This window comes from Streptomyces sp. NPDC023573 (assembly GCF_055559735.1).
This window is the reverse complement of sequence record NZ_JBVHKB010000004.1, coordinates 585,246-600,662: the sequence shown is the minus strand read 5'-3', so window position 1 is coordinate 600,662 and position 15,417 is coordinate 585,246. Positions and strand designations below refer to the sequence as shown.

General features: G+C 71.3%; 14 protein-coding genes. 6 read left to right on the top strand and 8 right to left on the bottom strand.

Features of this window, described 5'->3' with window-relative positions; all coding sequences use genetic code 11:
• The first annotated feature begins 195 nt into the window (after window positions 1-195).
• A complete protein-coding gene (locus tag ACZ32T_RS16705; RefSeq protein ID WP_467367532.1) occupies window positions 196-1,899 on the top strand; it encodes a threonine/serine exporter family protein in 1,704 nt (567 codons plus the stop codon).
• A 60-nt stretch (window positions 1,900-1,959) separates the two neighbouring features.
• Here ACZ32T_RS16705 and ACZ32T_RS16700 read toward each other — a convergent pair whose 3' ends face one another.
• The gene (locus ACZ32T_RS16700; RefSeq protein WP_467367530.1) at window positions 1,960-3,366 is read right to left on the bottom strand and encodes a DedA family protein; all 1,407 of its coding nucleotides are present in this window, start codon (window positions 3,364-3,366) and stop codon (window positions 1,960-1,962) included.
• Window positions 3,367-3,515: 149 nt separating this feature from the next.
• Here ACZ32T_RS16700 and ACZ32T_RS16695 point away from each other — a divergent pair, with 149 nt between their 5' ends.
• The 3 genes from ACZ32T_RS16695 to ACZ32T_RS16685 are packed head-to-tail and all read left to right on the top strand — an operon-like array spanning window position 3,516 to window position 5,982.
• A complete protein-coding gene (locus tag ACZ32T_RS16695; RefSeq protein WP_467269727.1) occupies window positions 3,516-3,881 on the top strand; it encodes a YbjQ family protein in 366 nt (121 codons plus the stop codon).
• 41 nt (window positions 3,882-3,922) lie between these two features.
• Window positions 3,923-4,546, top strand: a complete 624-nt coding sequence (gene wrbA, locus ACZ32T_RS16690) for an NAD(P)H:quinone oxidoreductase (RefSeq protein ID WP_467367528.1) — start codon at window positions 3,923-3,925, stop codon at window positions 4,544-4,546.
• 11 nt (window positions 4,547-4,557) lie between these two features.
• The gene (locus tag ACZ32T_RS16685; RefSeq protein WP_467367526.1) at window positions 4,558-5,982 is read left to right on the top strand and encodes a glutamate decarboxylase; all 1,425 of its coding nucleotides are present in this window, start codon (window positions 4,558-4,560) and stop codon (window positions 5,980-5,982) included.
• Window positions 5,983-6,017: 35 nt separating this feature from the next.
• Here the strand turns inward: ACZ32T_RS16685 and ACZ32T_RS16680 are convergent, their stop codons facing one another.
• The 3 genes from ACZ32T_RS16680 to ACZ32T_RS16670 form a co-directional block, all read right to left on the bottom strand.
• The gene (locus tag ACZ32T_RS16680; RefSeq protein WP_467367524.1) at window positions 6,018-6,659 is read right to left on the bottom strand and encodes a PadR family transcriptional regulator; all 642 of its coding nucleotides are present in this window, start codon (window positions 6,657-6,659) and stop codon (window positions 6,018-6,020) included.
• A 95-nt stretch (window positions 6,660-6,754) separates the two neighbouring features.
• Window positions 6,755-8,212 carry an aldehyde dehydrogenase family protein gene (locus tag ACZ32T_RS16675; RefSeq protein WP_467269719.1) on the bottom strand — a complete coding sequence of 486 codons (1,458 nt, stop codon included), beginning with the start codon at window positions 8,210-8,212 and terminating at the stop codon, window positions 6,755-6,757.
• 54 nt (window positions 8,213-8,266) lie between these two features.
• On the bottom strand, window positions 8,267-9,151 hold the full coding sequence (locus ACZ32T_RS16670) for a helix-turn-helix domain-containing protein (protein ID WP_393755964.1): 885 nt from the start codon (window positions 9,149-9,151) through the stop codon (window positions 8,267-8,269).
• A 338-nt stretch (window positions 9,152-9,489) separates the two neighbouring features.
• Here ACZ32T_RS16670 and ACZ32T_RS16665 point away from each other — a divergent pair, with 338 nt between their 5' ends.
• Window positions 9,490-10,029: an ATP-binding protein gene (locus tag ACZ32T_RS16665; RefSeq protein WP_467367521.1), complete on the top strand. Its 540-nt coding sequence runs from the start codon at window positions 9,490-9,492 to the stop codon at window positions 10,027-10,029.
• A gap of 92 nt (window positions 10,030-10,121) precedes the next feature.
• On the opposite strand, the gene ACZ32T_RS16660 is transcribed toward ACZ32T_RS16665, so the two are convergent.
• Window positions 10,122-10,364, bottom strand: coding sequence for a DUF397 domain-containing protein (locus ACZ32T_RS16660; protein ID WP_467367519.1), 243 nt, complete (start codon window positions 10,362-10,364; stop codon window positions 10,122-10,124).
• 277 nt (window positions 10,365-10,641) lie between these two features.
• On the opposite strand from ACZ32T_RS16660, the gene ACZ32T_RS16655 reads away from it, so the two are divergent.
• Window positions 10,642-11,127 carry a hypothetical protein gene (locus tag ACZ32T_RS16655; protein WP_467367517.1) on the top strand — a complete coding sequence of 162 codons (486 nt, stop codon included), beginning with the start codon at window positions 10,642-10,644 and terminating at the stop codon, window positions 11,125-11,127.
• An 8-nt stretch (window positions 11,128-11,135) separates the two neighbouring features.
• Here the strand turns inward: ACZ32T_RS16655 and ACZ32T_RS16650 are convergent, their stop codons facing one another.
• The 3 genes from ACZ32T_RS16650 to ACZ32T_RS16640 are packed head-to-tail and all read right to left on the bottom strand — an operon-like array spanning window position 11,136 to window position 15,415.
• A complete protein-coding gene (locus ACZ32T_RS16650) occupies window positions 11,136-13,217 on the bottom strand; it encodes an FUSC family protein (RefSeq protein WP_467269712.1) in 2,082 nt (693 codons plus the stop codon).
• Between the two features lie 53 nt (window positions 13,218-13,270).
• The gene (locus ACZ32T_RS16645) at window positions 13,271-14,446 is read right to left on the bottom strand and encodes a DUF2786 domain-containing protein (protein ID WP_467367515.1); all 1,176 of its coding nucleotides are present in this window, start codon (window positions 14,444-14,446) and stop codon (window positions 13,271-13,273) included.
• A gap of 39 nt (window positions 14,447-14,485) precedes the next feature.
• On the bottom strand, window positions 14,486-15,415 hold the full coding sequence (locus ACZ32T_RS16640; RefSeq protein WP_467367513.1) for an NADP-dependent oxidoreductase: 930 nt from the start codon (window positions 15,413-15,415) through the stop codon (window positions 14,486-14,488).
• Window positions 15,416-15,417: the final 2 nt, after the last annotated feature.

The following is a 15,417-nucleotide window of genomic DNA, read 5'->3' as shown; positions in this document are numbered from 1 at the left end:
GTAATCCCACGGTTCCGCCCCCCGGGCGGGACGGCGCGGATCGCGGCGCATGGGCCGACCGGCCCAGCCAGTCGTACGGACAACGGGCGGCGCACCTCCACCGGTGCGCCGCCCGTTGCGTGTGGCGGCCCATGTCCGTGCACATACTGGGCAGAAGCGCTCCCGTAACGAGTGGTCGCGGAGGAACGAGGTCGAGTGGTGGCGGAACAGGGCGGTCCCGAGGACCAGAAGCCCCAGTCCGACGAGGCGCGCAGCGCCTTCGTCCCGCCGGCCGGTGTGGAGCAGCCCGCGGCGCCGTCCGAGGACGACCATCCGACATCGGAATTCGCCCTTCCGGCCGGACTCCAGAGTGATCCGCCGGGTTCGGCCGGCTCCGGTCCCGGGCCGGGCAGCGGGCCGGGATCGGACACGCTCTCGTCCGCCTTCGTCCCGCCGAGCGGGTACGACGCGCAGCAGCATCCGCCGGCGTTCACGCCCGCGCACGGCATTCCGATGGTCCGGCTGACCAAGGAAGCCCCCTGGCAGGACCGGATGCGCACGATGCTGCGCATGCCGGTGACGGAGCGTCCGGCACTCGAGAGCGTGCAGCAGACCGACGACTCGAGCCCCGCCGTACCGCGCGTGCTCGACCTGACCCTGCGTATCGGGGAGCTGCTCCTCGCGGGCGGCGAGGGCGCCGAGGACGTCGAGGCCGCGATGTTCGCGGTGACGCGCTCGTACGGACTCGACCGCTCCGAGCCGACGGTCACCTTCACCCTGTTGTCCATCTCGTACCAGCCGTCACTGGTCGACGACCCCATCACGGCGAGCCGCACGGTGCGCCGCCGGGGCACCGACTACACCCGGCTGGCAGCCGTGTTCCGGCTGATCGACGACATCACCTCGGCGGAACACGTCGAGGTCTCGCTGGAGGAGGCCTACCGGCGCCTCGCCGAGATCCGCCGTAACCGGCACCCGTACCCGGGCTGGGTGCTGACGGCCGCCGCCGGTCTGCTCGCCGGCTCGGCATCGGTGCTGGTCGGCGGTAACGCGCTGGTCTTCATCGTGGCCGCGGCGGGCGCGATGCTCGGCGACCGGCTGGCCTGGCTCTGCGCCGGGCGCGGGCTGCCCGAGTTCTACCAGTTCATGGTGGCCGCGATGCCCCCCGCCGCGATGGGTATCGCCCTGACCCTCACCCATTCGACGGATGTGCGGCCCTCCGCGGTGATCACAGGTGGGCTGTTCGCGCTGCTGCCCGGACGGGCTCTCGTCGCCGGGGTGCAGGACGGCCTGACCGGCTACTACATCACCGCGGGGGCCCGGCTCCTCGAGGTCATGTACTTCTTCATCGGCATCGTGGGGGGCGTCCTGCTGATGCTCTACCTGGGTGTCCAGCTCGGTGCGCAGCTCAATCCGGAGGCGCGGTTCATCGCCAACGACCGGCCGGCGCTCCAGATCCTGGTCTCGATGACCCTGACGCTGGCGTTCGCCATCCTGCTCCAGCAGGAACGTTCCACGGTACTGGCGGTGACACTCAACGGGGGCGTGGCCTGGGTCATCTACGGGGCGATGGCGCGCGAGGGCGGTATCTCGCCGGTGGCTGCCACGGCGGTGGCGGCCGGCCTGGTGGGGCTGTTCGGCCAGCTGTTCTCGCGCTACCACTACAGCTCGTCGCTGCCCTACATCACGGCCGCGATCGGTCCGCTGCTGCCCGGTTCGGCGACGTACTTCGGTCTGCTGGGCGTCGCGCAGAACGAGGTGGACACCGGTCTCGGCTCGCTCTTCACGGCGGTCGCCACGGCGCTGGCGATCGCCATCGGCGTGAACCTGGGAAGCGAGATCTCCCGGCTCTTCATGCGGGTGCCGGGCGCGGTCGGGGGCGCGTCCCGCCGGGCGGCCAAGCGGACCCGCGGCTTCTGACACACGCGCGGCGCCCCGGCCCCTGCGGGGGCCGGGGCGCCGTCGGTGCGCTCGGGACGGTCAGCGCCTGTCCTGCCACCCGTACTGACCCGGGTCGCCCTCCTGGCTGTCGCCGGGACCGGCCGCGGGGCGCTCACCGTAGGGTCCGCCGGCGTACGGGCCGGGCTGCTGCCCGCCGCCGTATCCGGCGTCGTATCCGCCGTTGTGGGGGGCGGCCTGGGGGCTGCCGTACTGACCGGCCTGGCCGGCGTCGCCGTACGGACCCGCCTGGTTGGCGTCGCCGTACTGACCGGCTCCGTACTGACCGGCCTGGCTGGCGCCGTACGGACCCGCCTGGCTGGCGTCGCCGTACTGTCCGGCTCCGTACTGGGCGCCCTGGCTGCCGTACTGACCACTCTGCCCGCCGTACTGGCCGCCCTGGTCCGGGCCGTACTGCCCGCCGTCGTACTGGCCGCCCTGCCCCGGGCCGTACTGCCCCTGGGGCGCGCCGTACTGGCCGTCACCCTGGGGCGCGCCGTACTGGCCGTTGCCGCCCTGGGGCGCGCCGTACTGGCCGTTGCCGCCCTGGGGCGCGCCGTACTGGCCGTTGCCGCCCTGGGGCGCGCCGTACTGACCGTCACCCTGAGGCGCGCCGTACTGTCCGGCTCCGTACCGGGCGCCCTGGCCGCCGTACTGGCCGTTGCCGTACTGCGCGCCCTGGCCGGTACCGTACGGGGCCGTCTGGTCGCCGGTGTGCCGGTAGGCGGCAGGGCCCTGGCCGTCCTCGTCCGCTCCGCCGTGGGGACCTGCCGCGGGTCCGCCGTCCGAGGGGCCCTCGTCGTCCGCTCCGCGCGCGGCGGCTTCCTTCTTCGACCTGCTGCGCGCCCGCAGGAACTCGACCGCGATCGGCACCACGGAGATCAGCACGATCAGGATGAGGATCATCTCGATGTTCTCGTGCACGAAGTCGATCTTGCCGAGGACCGCGCCGAGCAGCGTCACGCCGACGCCCCAGAGCACGCCGCCGACGATGTTGTACGTGATGAACGAGCGGTAGTCCATCCGGCTCACACCGGCGATGATCGGCGTGAAGGTCCGGACGACGGGCACGAAGCGGGCCAGCACCAGCGACTTCGGGCCGTACTTCTCGAAGAACTCGTGGGCCTTCTCGACGTTCTCCTGCTTGAAGAGGCGGGAGTCCGGGCGCTTGAAGAGCGCCGGCCCCACCTTGCGTCCGAAGAGATAGCCGACCTGGTCACCGATGATCGCCGCCAGGGCGATCAGGAGGCAGACCAGCCACAGCGGGTACTTCAGGTCGCCCGTCGTCACCAGCAGACCCGTGGTGAACAGCAGGGAGTCGCCGGGGAGGAAGAAGCCGATCAGCAGCCCGGACTCGGCGAACACGATCAGCAGGAGGCCGGGAAGCCCGAAGGTGTTGAGCAGATAATCCGGGTCCAGCCAGCTCGGGCCGAGCGCAAGCGTATTCAAGGGTCCGGGCTCCAGGGTTGGTCGATGTGCGCGGCTGCGTGGCCGCCCCAAGCTATCAACGCTGAGCCGGACGCCTGGGTTCCACTGGCGTAAGCAAGGATGCGCACGGAACGAACCGGGGCAAAGCTTTCCGCAGGAGGTGCCTCACCATGAGCATCGAGGACTACGGCGGCGGTCAGAAACCCCAGGCGGACGTCCTGGTCGTCACCACGAACGACGTACCCGGACACCAGGTGACGCAAGTCATCGGCGAGGTGTTCGGGCTCACGGTCCGCTCCCGTCACCTGGGCAGCCAGATCGGCGCCGGCCTGAAGTCGATGATCGGCGGCGAGCTGAAGGGCCTGACCAAGACGCTCGTCGAGACCCGCAACCAGGCGATGGAGCGGCTCGTCGACCAGGCCCGGGCGCGCGGCGCCAACGCGGTGCTGATGATGCGGTTCGACGTGAGCGAGGCGGCCGACGTGGGCACCGAGGTCTGCGCCTACGGCACGGCGGCCGTGATCAGCAGGTCCTGACCGGCTCCCTCTCCCCCTCTTCCATCCCCCGGAGGTCCCGCATGCCCACGCCCGTCAACGTCGCAGTCGTCTACTACTCCTCCACCGGCACCGTCTCCACGATCGCCAAGGCCATCGCCCAGGACGCCGAGAACGCCGGCGCGCAGGTTCGCCTGCGCAAGGCCGCCGAACTCGCCCCCCAGGCGGCCATCAACTCCAACCCGGTCTGGGCCGAGCACGCCAAGGCGACCGCCGGCGTCCCCGAGGTCTCGCCGGACGACATGGTCTGGGCGGACGCGGTGATCTTCGGTACGCCCACCAGGTACGGCAACGTCACCGCCCAGCTCAAGCAGTTCCTCGACACGCTGGGCGGTCTCTGGCAGGCGGGGCAGCTGGCCGACAAGGTCTACAGCGGTTTCACCGCCAGCAGCACCACGCACGGCGGCCAGGAGTCCACCCTGCTGGCGCTGTACAACACCGTCTACCACTTCGGCGGCATCCTGGTCCCGCCCGGCTACACGGACGCCACGAAGTTCGTGGACGGCAATCCTTACGGCACCTCCCATGTCTCGGGGCAGGGCGACATCCCGGTCGGCGAGCAGACCCTGACCGCCGCGCGGGTCCAGGCCCAGCGCGTCGTGAAATTCACCCGGGCCATCAAGGCCGGGCTCGCGGCCGAGAACTGAGGAGTCCGCCCATGCCGCTCCACAAGGGCTCGCACGGCGGGGCCGCCGCGTCCGACGAGCACCGCAGACTCGCCCTCAACCCGTTCTTCGGAGAGGCCGACCCGACCGCTCCGATGGTCGCGGCACCGCCGACGCACCGCCTCCCGGACGGCCCGCTGCCGCCGTCGACGGCATACCGGCTCGTCCACGACGAGCTGATGCTCGACGGGAACTCCCGGCTCAATCTCGCGACCTTCGTCACCACCTGGATGGAACCCCAGGCCGGTGTGCTGATGGGCGAGTGCCGGGACAAGAACATGATCGACAAGGACGAGTACCCGCGCACCGCCGAGCTGGAGCGGCGCTGCGTGGCGATGCTCGCCGACCTCTGGCACGCCCCCGATCCGGCCGCCACGGTGGGCTGCTCGACCACGGGCTCCAGCGAGGCCTGCATGCTGGCGGGGATGGCGCTGAAGCGCCGCTGGTCCGCCAGGAACTCCGACCGCTATCCGGCGTCCGCCCGCCCCAATCTGGTGATGGGCGTCAATGTGCAGGTCTGCTGGGAGAAGTTCTGCACGTTCTGGGAGGTGGAGCCCCGCCAGGTCCCGATGGACGGCGAGCGCTTCCATCTGGACCCGCAGGCGGCCGCCGAGCTGTGCGACGAGAACACCATCGGTGTGGTCGGGATCCTCGGCTCCACCTTTGACGGTTCGTACGAGCCGATCGCGGAGCTGTGCGCGGCGCTGGACGACCTCCAGGAACGCACCGGGCTCGACATCCCGGTCCATGTCGACGGGGCGTCCGGGGCGATGGTGGCGCCGTTCCTCGACCCGGACCTGGTGTGGGACTTCCGGCTCCCCAGGGTGTCCTCGATCAACACCTCGGGGCACAAGTACGGCCTGGTCTACCCGGGCGTGGGCTGGGCGCTGTGGCGTTCACCGTCCGAGCTGCCCGAGGAGCTGGTCTTCAGGGTCAACTACCTGGGCGGCGACATGCCGACCTTCGCGCTGAACTTCTCCCGGCCCGGCGCGCAGGTGGTCGCTCAGTACTACACGTTCCTGCGGCTGGGCCGGGAGGGATACCGGGCCGTTCAGCAGGCGTCCAGGGACATCGCGGGACACCTCGCGGACGGGTTCGAGTCCCTGGACGACTTCCGGCTCCTGACCCGGGGCGGCGAACTCCCGGTGTTCGCCCTGACGACGCGGCCCGAGGTGAAGGCGTACGACGTCTTCGACGTGTCCAGGCGGCTGCGGGAGCGCGGCTGGCTGGTGCCCGCCTACACCTTCCCCGCCAACCGCCAGGACCTCTCCGTGCTGCGCGTGGTCTGCCGCAACGGCTTCTCCTCGGACCTCGCGGAGCTGCTGCTGGACGACCTGCGCGGGCTCCTGCCCGAACTGCGCGCCCAGGCACACCCGCTGCACCGGGACCGGGCGGCCCAGACGGCCTTTCACCACTGAGGGGCCCGGAGACCTCCGCACCGCCAGGCGCCTGGTCAGCGGGGGTCCCCGGGGTCCGTGGCACCTGTGGCGAAGGGGTTCTCCTCCCCGTCGGCGAGCACCCCGACGAACGGTTCACCCTCACCCGCGAAGGTGTACGCCCCCGCCTCGATCCGCGCGATCAGACCACGGGTCCACTCGGCCCCCGCGTCCGCCGAGTGCACCCACATGTTCATGATCTCGCCGATGTGCCCCAGCGACTCCGGGCCGTCCTCCGGCGTGTAGTGCTCCGTGACCGCGGTCCGCCAGCCCTCCATGGCGGCGATGCGCTTCCCCAGGAGCTCCACCGCCTCCGCACGCTCCAGGTCGACCATGCAACCCAGGGCCGCCGAGAGCACGTCCATGCTCTTGTCGTACGAGGTCAGCGAGGCCCGCAGCAGGGTGAAGTACTCCTGGGTGCCCGCGTCGGTGACCTCGTACTCGGTGCGGGGCGGGCCGCCGGCCGTGGACGGGGCGACCTCGTGGGCGAGGAGCAGCCCCTGCTTCGCCATCTGCTTGAGTGCGTGGTAGACCGACCCGGGCTTGGCGGTGGACCACTCGTGGGCGCCCCAGTACTCCAGGTCGTTGCGCACCTGATAGCCGTGCGCGCGGCCGTGCTGGCGCACGGCACCCAGGACCAGGAGACGGATCGCCGACATACCACTCACCCTTTGTAGTCAACTTTGACCAGGGTAGCCCGCCCCTCCGGGGCCGTTCGGTCCGGCCCTTTCCTCGACCCGCGCGTCGGAGAGGGTCAGAAGGGGAAGACCGTGCGCCCGTGCTGTACCGAGATCCACTTCCGGGTGGTGAACGCCTCCACGGCGGCCTCGCCGTTCAGCCGCCCCATGCCCGACCGCTTCTCGCCCCCGAACGCGACCGCCGGGTCGTCCTGCACGGTCGCGCCGTTCACATGGAACATCCCGCCCCTGATACGCCGCGCGAACCGCACCCCGCGCTCGGCGTCCGCCGTGTGGACGGCGCCGCTCAGCCCGTAGGGGCTGTCGTTGACGATGCGGACGGCGTCGTCCTCGCCGTCGAACGGCACCAGCAGCGCCACGGGCCCGAAGATCTCCTGCTCCAGCAGCGGCGATCCCTCCGGCAGCCCGGTCAGTACGGTCGGCTCGACGAGGTTGCCGCGTGTGCGGCCCCGCACGAGTGCGGTGGCACCGGCCTCGATCGCCCCGTCCACCAGCGCGGTGAGCGCCTCTGCCTGGAACGCGTCGACGACCGGTCCGATACGGGTGCCGGGGTCGCGTGGATCCCCTGGGACGAGGGCGGCCACCGCGGCGGTGAACCGTCCGGTGAACTCCTCCTCCACGGAACGGTCCACCAGGATGCGGTTGGCGGCCATGCTGACCTGGCCCTGGAACAGGAAGCGGCTGTAGACGGCCGCCCGGACCGCGTGGTCGAGGTCGGCGTCCTCCAGCACGACCAGGGCGCTGTTGCCGCTCAGTTCGAGGATGGTCCGCTTGAACAGCCCGGCGGCGACGGCGGCGACATGACGGCCGACCCGGTCCGAACCGCTGAACGAGATCACCTTGGGCACGGGGTGCTGGATGAAGGAGTCACCGATCTCGGCGCTGTCGGTGATCAGGACGTTGAGGAGACCCGCGGGCAGCCCCGCGTCCTCGAAGATCCGGGCGACCAGGCTCCCGCCGGCGATCGGGGCGTTCTGATGGGGCTTCACCACGACCGCGTTGCCGAGCGCGAGCGCGGGGGCGACGGTCTTCATCGTCACCAGGAATGGGAAATTGGAGGCACTGATCACACCGATGACCCCGACGGGCAGCCGGTAGACCCGGTTCTCCTTGCCGTCGGCGACCGAGGGCAGCAGCTGGGCCGAGGGCCGCATCGTCTGTCCCACCGCCTCGCGCAGGAACTCCTGCGCGGTCCGCACCTCGAATTCCGCCCTCGCCCGGGTGCCGCCGAGTTCATCGATGATCAGCTCGGTGATTTCGTCGCAGCGCTCCCCGACGAGCCGCACGGCGTTCTCCAGAACGGCCCGCCGCGCATGAGCACCGGCCACCGCCCAATTCCGTTGCGCGCGTTCGGCGGCCCGGTAAGCAAGGTCGACTTCCGCCGCGGTGGCCACGGTGACGGAGCAGAGTTTCTCACCGTTGTAAGGATTGAAATCAATGATGTCCCACGCACCGTTGCCGGTCAGCCACTCGCCGTCGATGTACTGGCGGGCCAGTTCACTGGGGAAGGACATGCAATCCCTTACTGCAGGCGCAGACTCCTGTCGGCCACTCATCGTACTGGCGAATCACGTCAGTTGAAGGAGACCCCGGAGAAGATCCCGGCTCTCCTCGGGACCCGGGCTGTCCTCGTGGAGCCGCACCATGGCCTTTTCGTACTGGGCGACTTCTTCGGCCTTGTCCAGATAGAGCGCACTTGTCAGCTGCTCCAGATAGACGATGTCCGACAGATCGGATTCAGGAAAACGCAGCATCGTGAAAGCTCCGCTCTCACCGGCATGACCGCCGAAGCTGAAGGGCATCACCTGGAGAGTGATATTCGGCTGCTCCGACATATCGATCAGATGCCGCAATTGCGCACGCATGACCTCACGCCCGCCGTACGGACGGCGCAGCGCCGCCTCGTCGAGCACGGCGTGGAAGCGCGGGGCGCGTTCGGAGACCAGGGCCTTCTGCCGCGCCAGGCGCAGCGCGACCCTGCGGTCGATCTCGGCCGCCGGGGCGCCGGGCATGCCGCGCGCGACGACGGCATGCGCGTACGCCTCGGTCTGCAACAGTCCGTGGACGAACTGGACTTCGTAGATCCGGATGAGCGAGGCCGCCCCTTCCAGTCCGATATACGTCTGGAACCAGCCGGGCAGCACATCACCGTAACTGTGCCACCAGCCCGCCACGTTGGCCTCACGGGCCAGGCCGAGGAGTGATTCCCGCTCCGCCTCGTCCGTGACTCCGTACAGCGTGAGCAGGTCCTCGACGTCCCTGGCCTTGAAGCTCACCCGTCCCAACTCCATGCGGCTGATCTTCGATTCGGAGGCACGGATGGAGTAGCCGGCCGCCTCACGGGTGATGCCCCGCGACTCGCGCAGGCGCCTGAGCTGTGAGCCCAGGAGGATGCGCCGCACCACAGAACCACTCGACTCGCCTGCCGACACCGGCTTCCCAGCCCTCCCCATCGCTTCCCGTACTTCGGGGTCCCCCCGAACCCCGGAGGCGGATTCTGCCACCAAAACGCTTCGCCCCGTACTCATTCGATTACAGAGATGGCAAGACTTTCCGAAAGCTTCAAAACTGTGAAGCGGAAGAAATGACTCGAACCGGCACGCTACCGGGCAGACCTCGCGCGTGCACGTGCATCTGCCCTTGCATCTGCCGTGCGCATTCGGAACCATGGTCCCCGCGCACCTGCGTGCTCGTTCGTGTTGTGCCGCTGTACCCGCAGTGCCCGCCAGAAGCAGTGCCGCTACAGCCGCGAATCCCGGGAGTGCCTCGCATGGGGACGAATGGATCGACGATGCTCGAGCCGTTACGGCAGGGGCTTCCGCCCATCGACCCCTCGGCGGTCGCCGGCTCGGCCACCTGCACGCTTCCGGCCCGGTTCGAAGCGGTGGGCGGCGCACGGAGGTTCACCCGTACGACGCTGAACTCCTGGGAGCTGGGCGACCACTTCGACGACGTCGCCCTGGTCGTGTCCGAGCTGGTCACCAACGCGTTGCGGCACGCTCTTCCGGCCGACACGGCGCGGGAGCGGCAGGACTCCTCCGTACGACTGCACCTGATGCGCTGGTCATCCCGCCTGGTGTGCGCGGTGCGCGATCCCAGCGAGAAGGGGCCGGTCGCGGGTGAGGCGCCGGATTCGGCCGAGTGCGGACGGGGCCTGTTCCTCGTCGAGTCGTTCAGCGACTGCTGGGGCTGGCACCCGTCCCCCGTACCGGTCGGTGACGCCCTGCCCGACGGACGGTTCGGCAAGGTGGTCTGGGCCCTGTTCCGGCTGACGGACCACACGGCGTCGGAGCACCTGGTCCCGGTCGACGCGTATCCCGACAGCCTGTAGTACGGCGCACCCCGGCACATACGGGCGTGCGCCCGGGCGACGCCTCGGGTGCGCGATCGCCCCGCCGTACACCGCCGCGGCGTTCCGTGCGCTCAGCCGCCCGCGGCCAGGTGGTCGAACTCCCCGTTCTTGACGCCCAGCAGCAGCGCCTCGATCTCCGCCGGCGTATAGACCAGCGCGGGCCCGTCGGGGTGGCGCGAGTTCCGCATCGCCACATTTCCGCCGGGCAGTTTCGCGAACTCCACGCATGATCCCTGCGAGTTGCTGTGTCTGCTCTTCTGCCAGACGACCCCGCGAAGCTCTGTGGCCGCCATGCCGTTGTACACGTGGTGCACAGGACGCTCCCCGAGTTGCAAGGTGCAAGTGTCAACTAGCTCGGATCATAGCTGTGTTCATATGCCAATGCATGAGCAGATGCACGTGCACGGCGGGTGCGCGCGTGACTACAGTTTTACCCCCCGATCCGCCGGCCCTCTGTTCACCCGTCCCCCACCTCTATGAGGAACAGACGAACGACAAGCCAATTAGGCTCCCACTTCCCCGAGTTGCTCTCTTCACCCCTGGTAGCTTGGCGCGGTCTTCCGGCAGTTATCCACAAGGGGGAACTCACCTATGGACAGGTTTCCGCGATCCGTCGCTCTTGCCGCCGCCGGTCTCGTCGTCGCGTTCGCGCTGACGGCGTGCGGCAGCGACGATCCCGCCGGTGACAAGGCCCCGGACACCGGATCGAGCTCCGGGCGGCCCTCGTCACCCGGAGCCGGCGGCGAGGAGGGCGGCTCCGGGGGTGCGGACGCCGCCGCGCTTGAGGGGACCTGGACGGGGACGGCCGACGGCGGGCCCGTCACGCTGTCGGTCACCTCGGGCAAGGTGGCGCTCGCTGCCGGCCGACACATCTGCCAGGGCGAGGTGAAGGACATGGGCGGGGTGACGCTCGCGCTGAAGTGCCTCGACGGGAACACCGACCGCACGACGGGCTCCGTCGAGTCCAACGACGGCAAGAGGCTCGTCATCTCGTGGGAAGCCGGGGCCCGGGACACCCTGTCCAAGGCCGACCTCTCCGATCTGCCCACCGACCTGCCCGAGATCCCCGCTCCCTGACGCCCCTCTCAGGCCCGCCCGCTGCTGATCTCCAGCGCCCGCGAGAAGTCCTCCAGAGCCCGGAGCAGCAGGGTGGCCCCGTTGCGTACGAAGGAGTCGGGCGGCGGCCCTTCGGCGGTCTCAGGGCGCGCGAGCGCCTCCCTGACCGGGGCCCAGTCCGGGACGCGGCGTTCCCGTACCGCCTTCGCGCCCTCCTCGGTGGCCCGGCGCAGCGCCTCGGCCAGTCCGGCGGCTTCGGGCACGGGGGTGGCGGAGGCGGCGGGCAGATGGGCCTCCATGAGCATCGCGACGCGTCCGAACTGGGCGAGCGCGTCCTGGGCGTCCGCCGCGGAGGTCCGGGAGATGCCCCGGTGGCGTACGGGTTCGTGCTGGGCCGTCTCCAGCGCCTCCTGCCAGGCGACGCGGGCCTCCCGGGTGGTGAGGAGGGTGGCGCGCACCTCCTCCAGGGTCCTGGACGCGGGATCGGCGTACCGGTCGAGGACCGTGGCGGCGTAACGCCCGTCCGTGATCAGCCAGGTGGCGAGCCGGTCGCGCAGCCGCGGAGTCTCCCAGGCCGGGTAGAGGGCGTACGCCACCATCGCGAGCAGACCGCCCAGGAGGGTCAGCACGACCCGCTCGGGCACGGTCTGGGACCAGTCGTCCCCCGCCATCCCGAGCAGGAAGACGACGTAGGCGGAGACACAGACCTGGCCGACCGCGTACCCGGTGCGCATCAGCAGGTACATCAGGGCGGCGCAGACGACGGCGAGCAGGGCGGAGAGCTCGGCGTTCGGGTGCGCGACCTGCACGATTCCGGTGGCGACGGTGACGCCGAGCACGGTGCCCATGAAGCGGCCCACGGACCGCGAGTAGGTGTGGGTGAACTCGGGGCGCATCACCATCACGGCGGTCATGGGCGCCCAGTACCCGTGTCCGAAAGGCAGTGCCACCCCGATGAGGTAGCCCGCCGCGGTCACCGCCGAGACCCGTTCCGCGTGGCGCAGGATCGTCGATCCCCGGCGCAGTTCACGGCGCATGGAGCGCAGGACCACGGGGACCAGCTTCAGCAGCGTGGGCCGGCGGCGGTGCGAGACGAGGGGCTCGCCGGGCGTCCTGTCGTCCGTGCCGGTCCCCTCGGCGATCTCGATGACGTCGGCGAGCAGCGAGGTGAGCCGGTCGGCGGCCCTGCGGGGCGGGCCGGTGAGGATCACCTCGGTGTCGGGGGACTTCAGCACCGAGAGCGCCGTCTCGTCCAGCCGCACCGGGTCGCCCGTGCGCACCGCCCGGGCCGCGGAGTCGAGCAGGGAGCCGGCGGCGCCGAGGATCTCCCGCGCCCAGTAGCGTTCGGGGCCCTCGGCCGGCACCCCGAGGGCCGGGTCGGCGAGCGAGGCGAGGACCGGCCGCAGCCGTTCGGCGACCCCGCGCGCGCCGTGCAGGTCGGCGGGGCGGCGCCGGGCCTGGCGGGGGGTGACGGCGGCGGCGTTGCGCGCGGTCATCAGCGGTACGGGGTCGAACGGCGCCACCGGGTCGTGCCGCAGCCTGCGGGCGTAGTCCGCCTCACCGGCCAGGGCGTCGGCGAGCGCGTCGCGCTGGGCTCCCCATCTGCGGACCGGGAACAGCACGATCAGCGCCGCCTGGACGAGCCCCCCCAACGCCATCATCGCCGCGTGGGCGGCGGCGTCGGCGACGGAGGTGGGCAGGGTGATCGTGACCAGCATGATCGCGACGTTGGAGCCCGCGATGATGCCGCCCGTCGGGCCCGCCGCCCAGGCCAGCCCGGCGGCGAACGTCCAGAGGAGGAGCAGGGCCAGGAACAGCACCGTATGGGAGACGGTGACGTACCCGACGAACGTCGACACGGCCAGACTGGCCCCCGAGACCAGCGCGAGCACGGGCCGGGGACGCCAGCTGCGCTGGAAGGTGGCGATGGCCGCCTGATAGGCGCCGAACGCGGAACCGGCGGCGATCACCGGGCCGAAGAGCGCCAGGCTCACCCCGACGACGAGCGCGAGGCCCGCGGCGCCGCGCAACGCGATGAGCGGTTCGAGACGCCGCCGCTCGATCGTCAGCCCCGAGCGGGCGGTCTCCTTCAGCGCCCGGAGCCAGCTCATGGACCGAGCCTAGCCGGATGACGGACAACCCCGACTTATGCCGCTCCGCCGACCTAACGGCGGATTTCGGGCCCTCGTCCGCCCATCCGGGCCCGGTCGGCCGCGGCCGTGCCGTGGTTCCACCCCTCCGCGTCGGTCGCCCCGCGCAGCCGGGTCGTGGTGGTCCTCGGGAACATCTGCTCCGCCGTGTCGGTGACGGCGACGTCCCGGGCCGCCAGGACCGGCAGCAGGGCACCGGCCTCACCGTCGCCGCCGTCCGTACCGGCCTCCGAGCCGGCCGCGGCGGTGACCCGCTCGGTGTCCGCCGCGAGCCGGCTGCCCAGGCGCTGGGCGTACGCCATCAGGAAGGACTGCCGGAAGGTCTTGGTCCGTCTGCGCCCGCCGGCCCGCTGTCCGGCCTCCGCCTTCGTCATCGCCGCGGTGCCCTGCACCAGCAACGAGGTGAAGAGCAGCTCCACGGCCTCCAGGTCCGGCTCGAAGCCCACGACCGTGGTGAAGCCGAGATCGCTGTTCCAGACGGCACGGCAGCGGTTCGCCGAGGCGACGGAGTCGAGCAGGACGGCCTTGGCGCTCTCGTACGGGGCGTCGACCCCGATGCGCACGGCACCCGGGGTGTCGGCGCTGTGCGTACGGGCGGCGAGGAGCGCCTCGTCGATGCTGTGCCGGGCCATCAGCTCCTGCGCCTTGGTGGTGAGCGCCTCGGCCTCCTCCGGGAAACCCGTCGCCTCCGCCTTGGCGAGCAGCGCCCGGATCCTGGTGAGCATGCGCGGTTCACCGTGCGCCGGCGGCCGGTGCGGAGCGTCGGCCACGGCGCCGGGCACCGGCCCGACCGGCTCGACGACCGGGAGCCGCAGCAGCAAGCGGTACAGCTCCAGGAGCGCGGAGGCGTACGTGAAGCGGTCGGGCCGGTTGCGCGGCGCCGGAGCGGGCATGGCGGCGAGCTGGTCCGCCCAGCGCGGGGGCAGCCGGGCGTATCCCGCCGTCTCCCCCGTGATCAGGGCGGAGGCGAGCGCGGCGGCGTCCTCGTGCAGCTCACGGCGGACGGTCCGTACGACGTCGGCGGGCTGCCAGCCACGCGTCCATGCGCGCCGGACGAACTCCTGGCCACGCCGGTGCAGCTCCTCGTCGGCGGACGGGTCCGCGGCGAGGAGGGAGGCGCCGGTGTCCAGGCCCGCGTCGCCTTCCGCATACAGGGCCGCGGCACACGCCCGGTCGATCACCGATTCCATCCGGCCAGCGTAAGCGCTGACCCCCGGGCGGCCGGGCGCTCAGTGTTCCCCGGGGAGCAGGACGAGCTTGCCGCGTACGTGCCCGGCCTCGCTCAGTTCCTGGGCCCGTGCCGCCTCGCCGAGCGCGAAGGTCCGCTCCACGGGGATCCGCAGACCGCCGACCGCAGCCGCCTCCGCGTACTCCGCGAGCCGCCTGCCCTCGTCGGGGCCACTCCCGCCGCCCGCCGAGAAGGCCACCCCGTAATGAGCCGCGTCCGGGTCGGCGATGGTGACGATCCGGCCGGCCGTACCGCCGCGCAGCTCGACCGAGTCCGCCAGCGCGCCCCTGCCCGCCACGTCGAACACGGCGTCCACGCCCTGCGGCGCGGCTTCCCGAACCCGGTGCACCAGCCCCTCCCCGTACGCCACCGGGACCGCGCCGAGCACCCGCAGATAGTCGTGGTTCGCCGGTGAGGCGGTCCCGATGACCGTGGCACCCCGGGCGGCGGCCATCTGGACGGCGGCGGAACCGACCGCGCCGGACGCCCCGTGCACCAGCAGGGTCTCGCCCGCGGAGACCGCGAGCTCGTCGAGCACCCGGGCGGCGGTCGCGGTCGCGACGGGCAGCGCCGCCGCCTCCGCCCAGCCCAGCCCCTCGGGCCTGGGCGCGACGGAACCCACGTCGGCCAGGACGTACTCCGCGTACGCGCCGGTCGTGCTCCGGCCGAGGACCTCGTCGCCGACCGCGAACTCCGTGACACCGTCACCGGTCTCGTCGACGACACCGGCGAACTCGCTGCCGGGTGTGGCGGGCAGCGGGGTGGGGAACGCCGCCTCCATCCAGCCGTTGCGGATCTTGTGGTCGACCGGATTGACCCCGGCGGCCTCGACTGCCACCCGGATCTGCCCGGGCCCGGCGTGGACGTCATCGACCCGGGCCGGACGCAGGACCTCGGGCCCGCCGAACTCCTCGTACACGATCGCTTCCATCA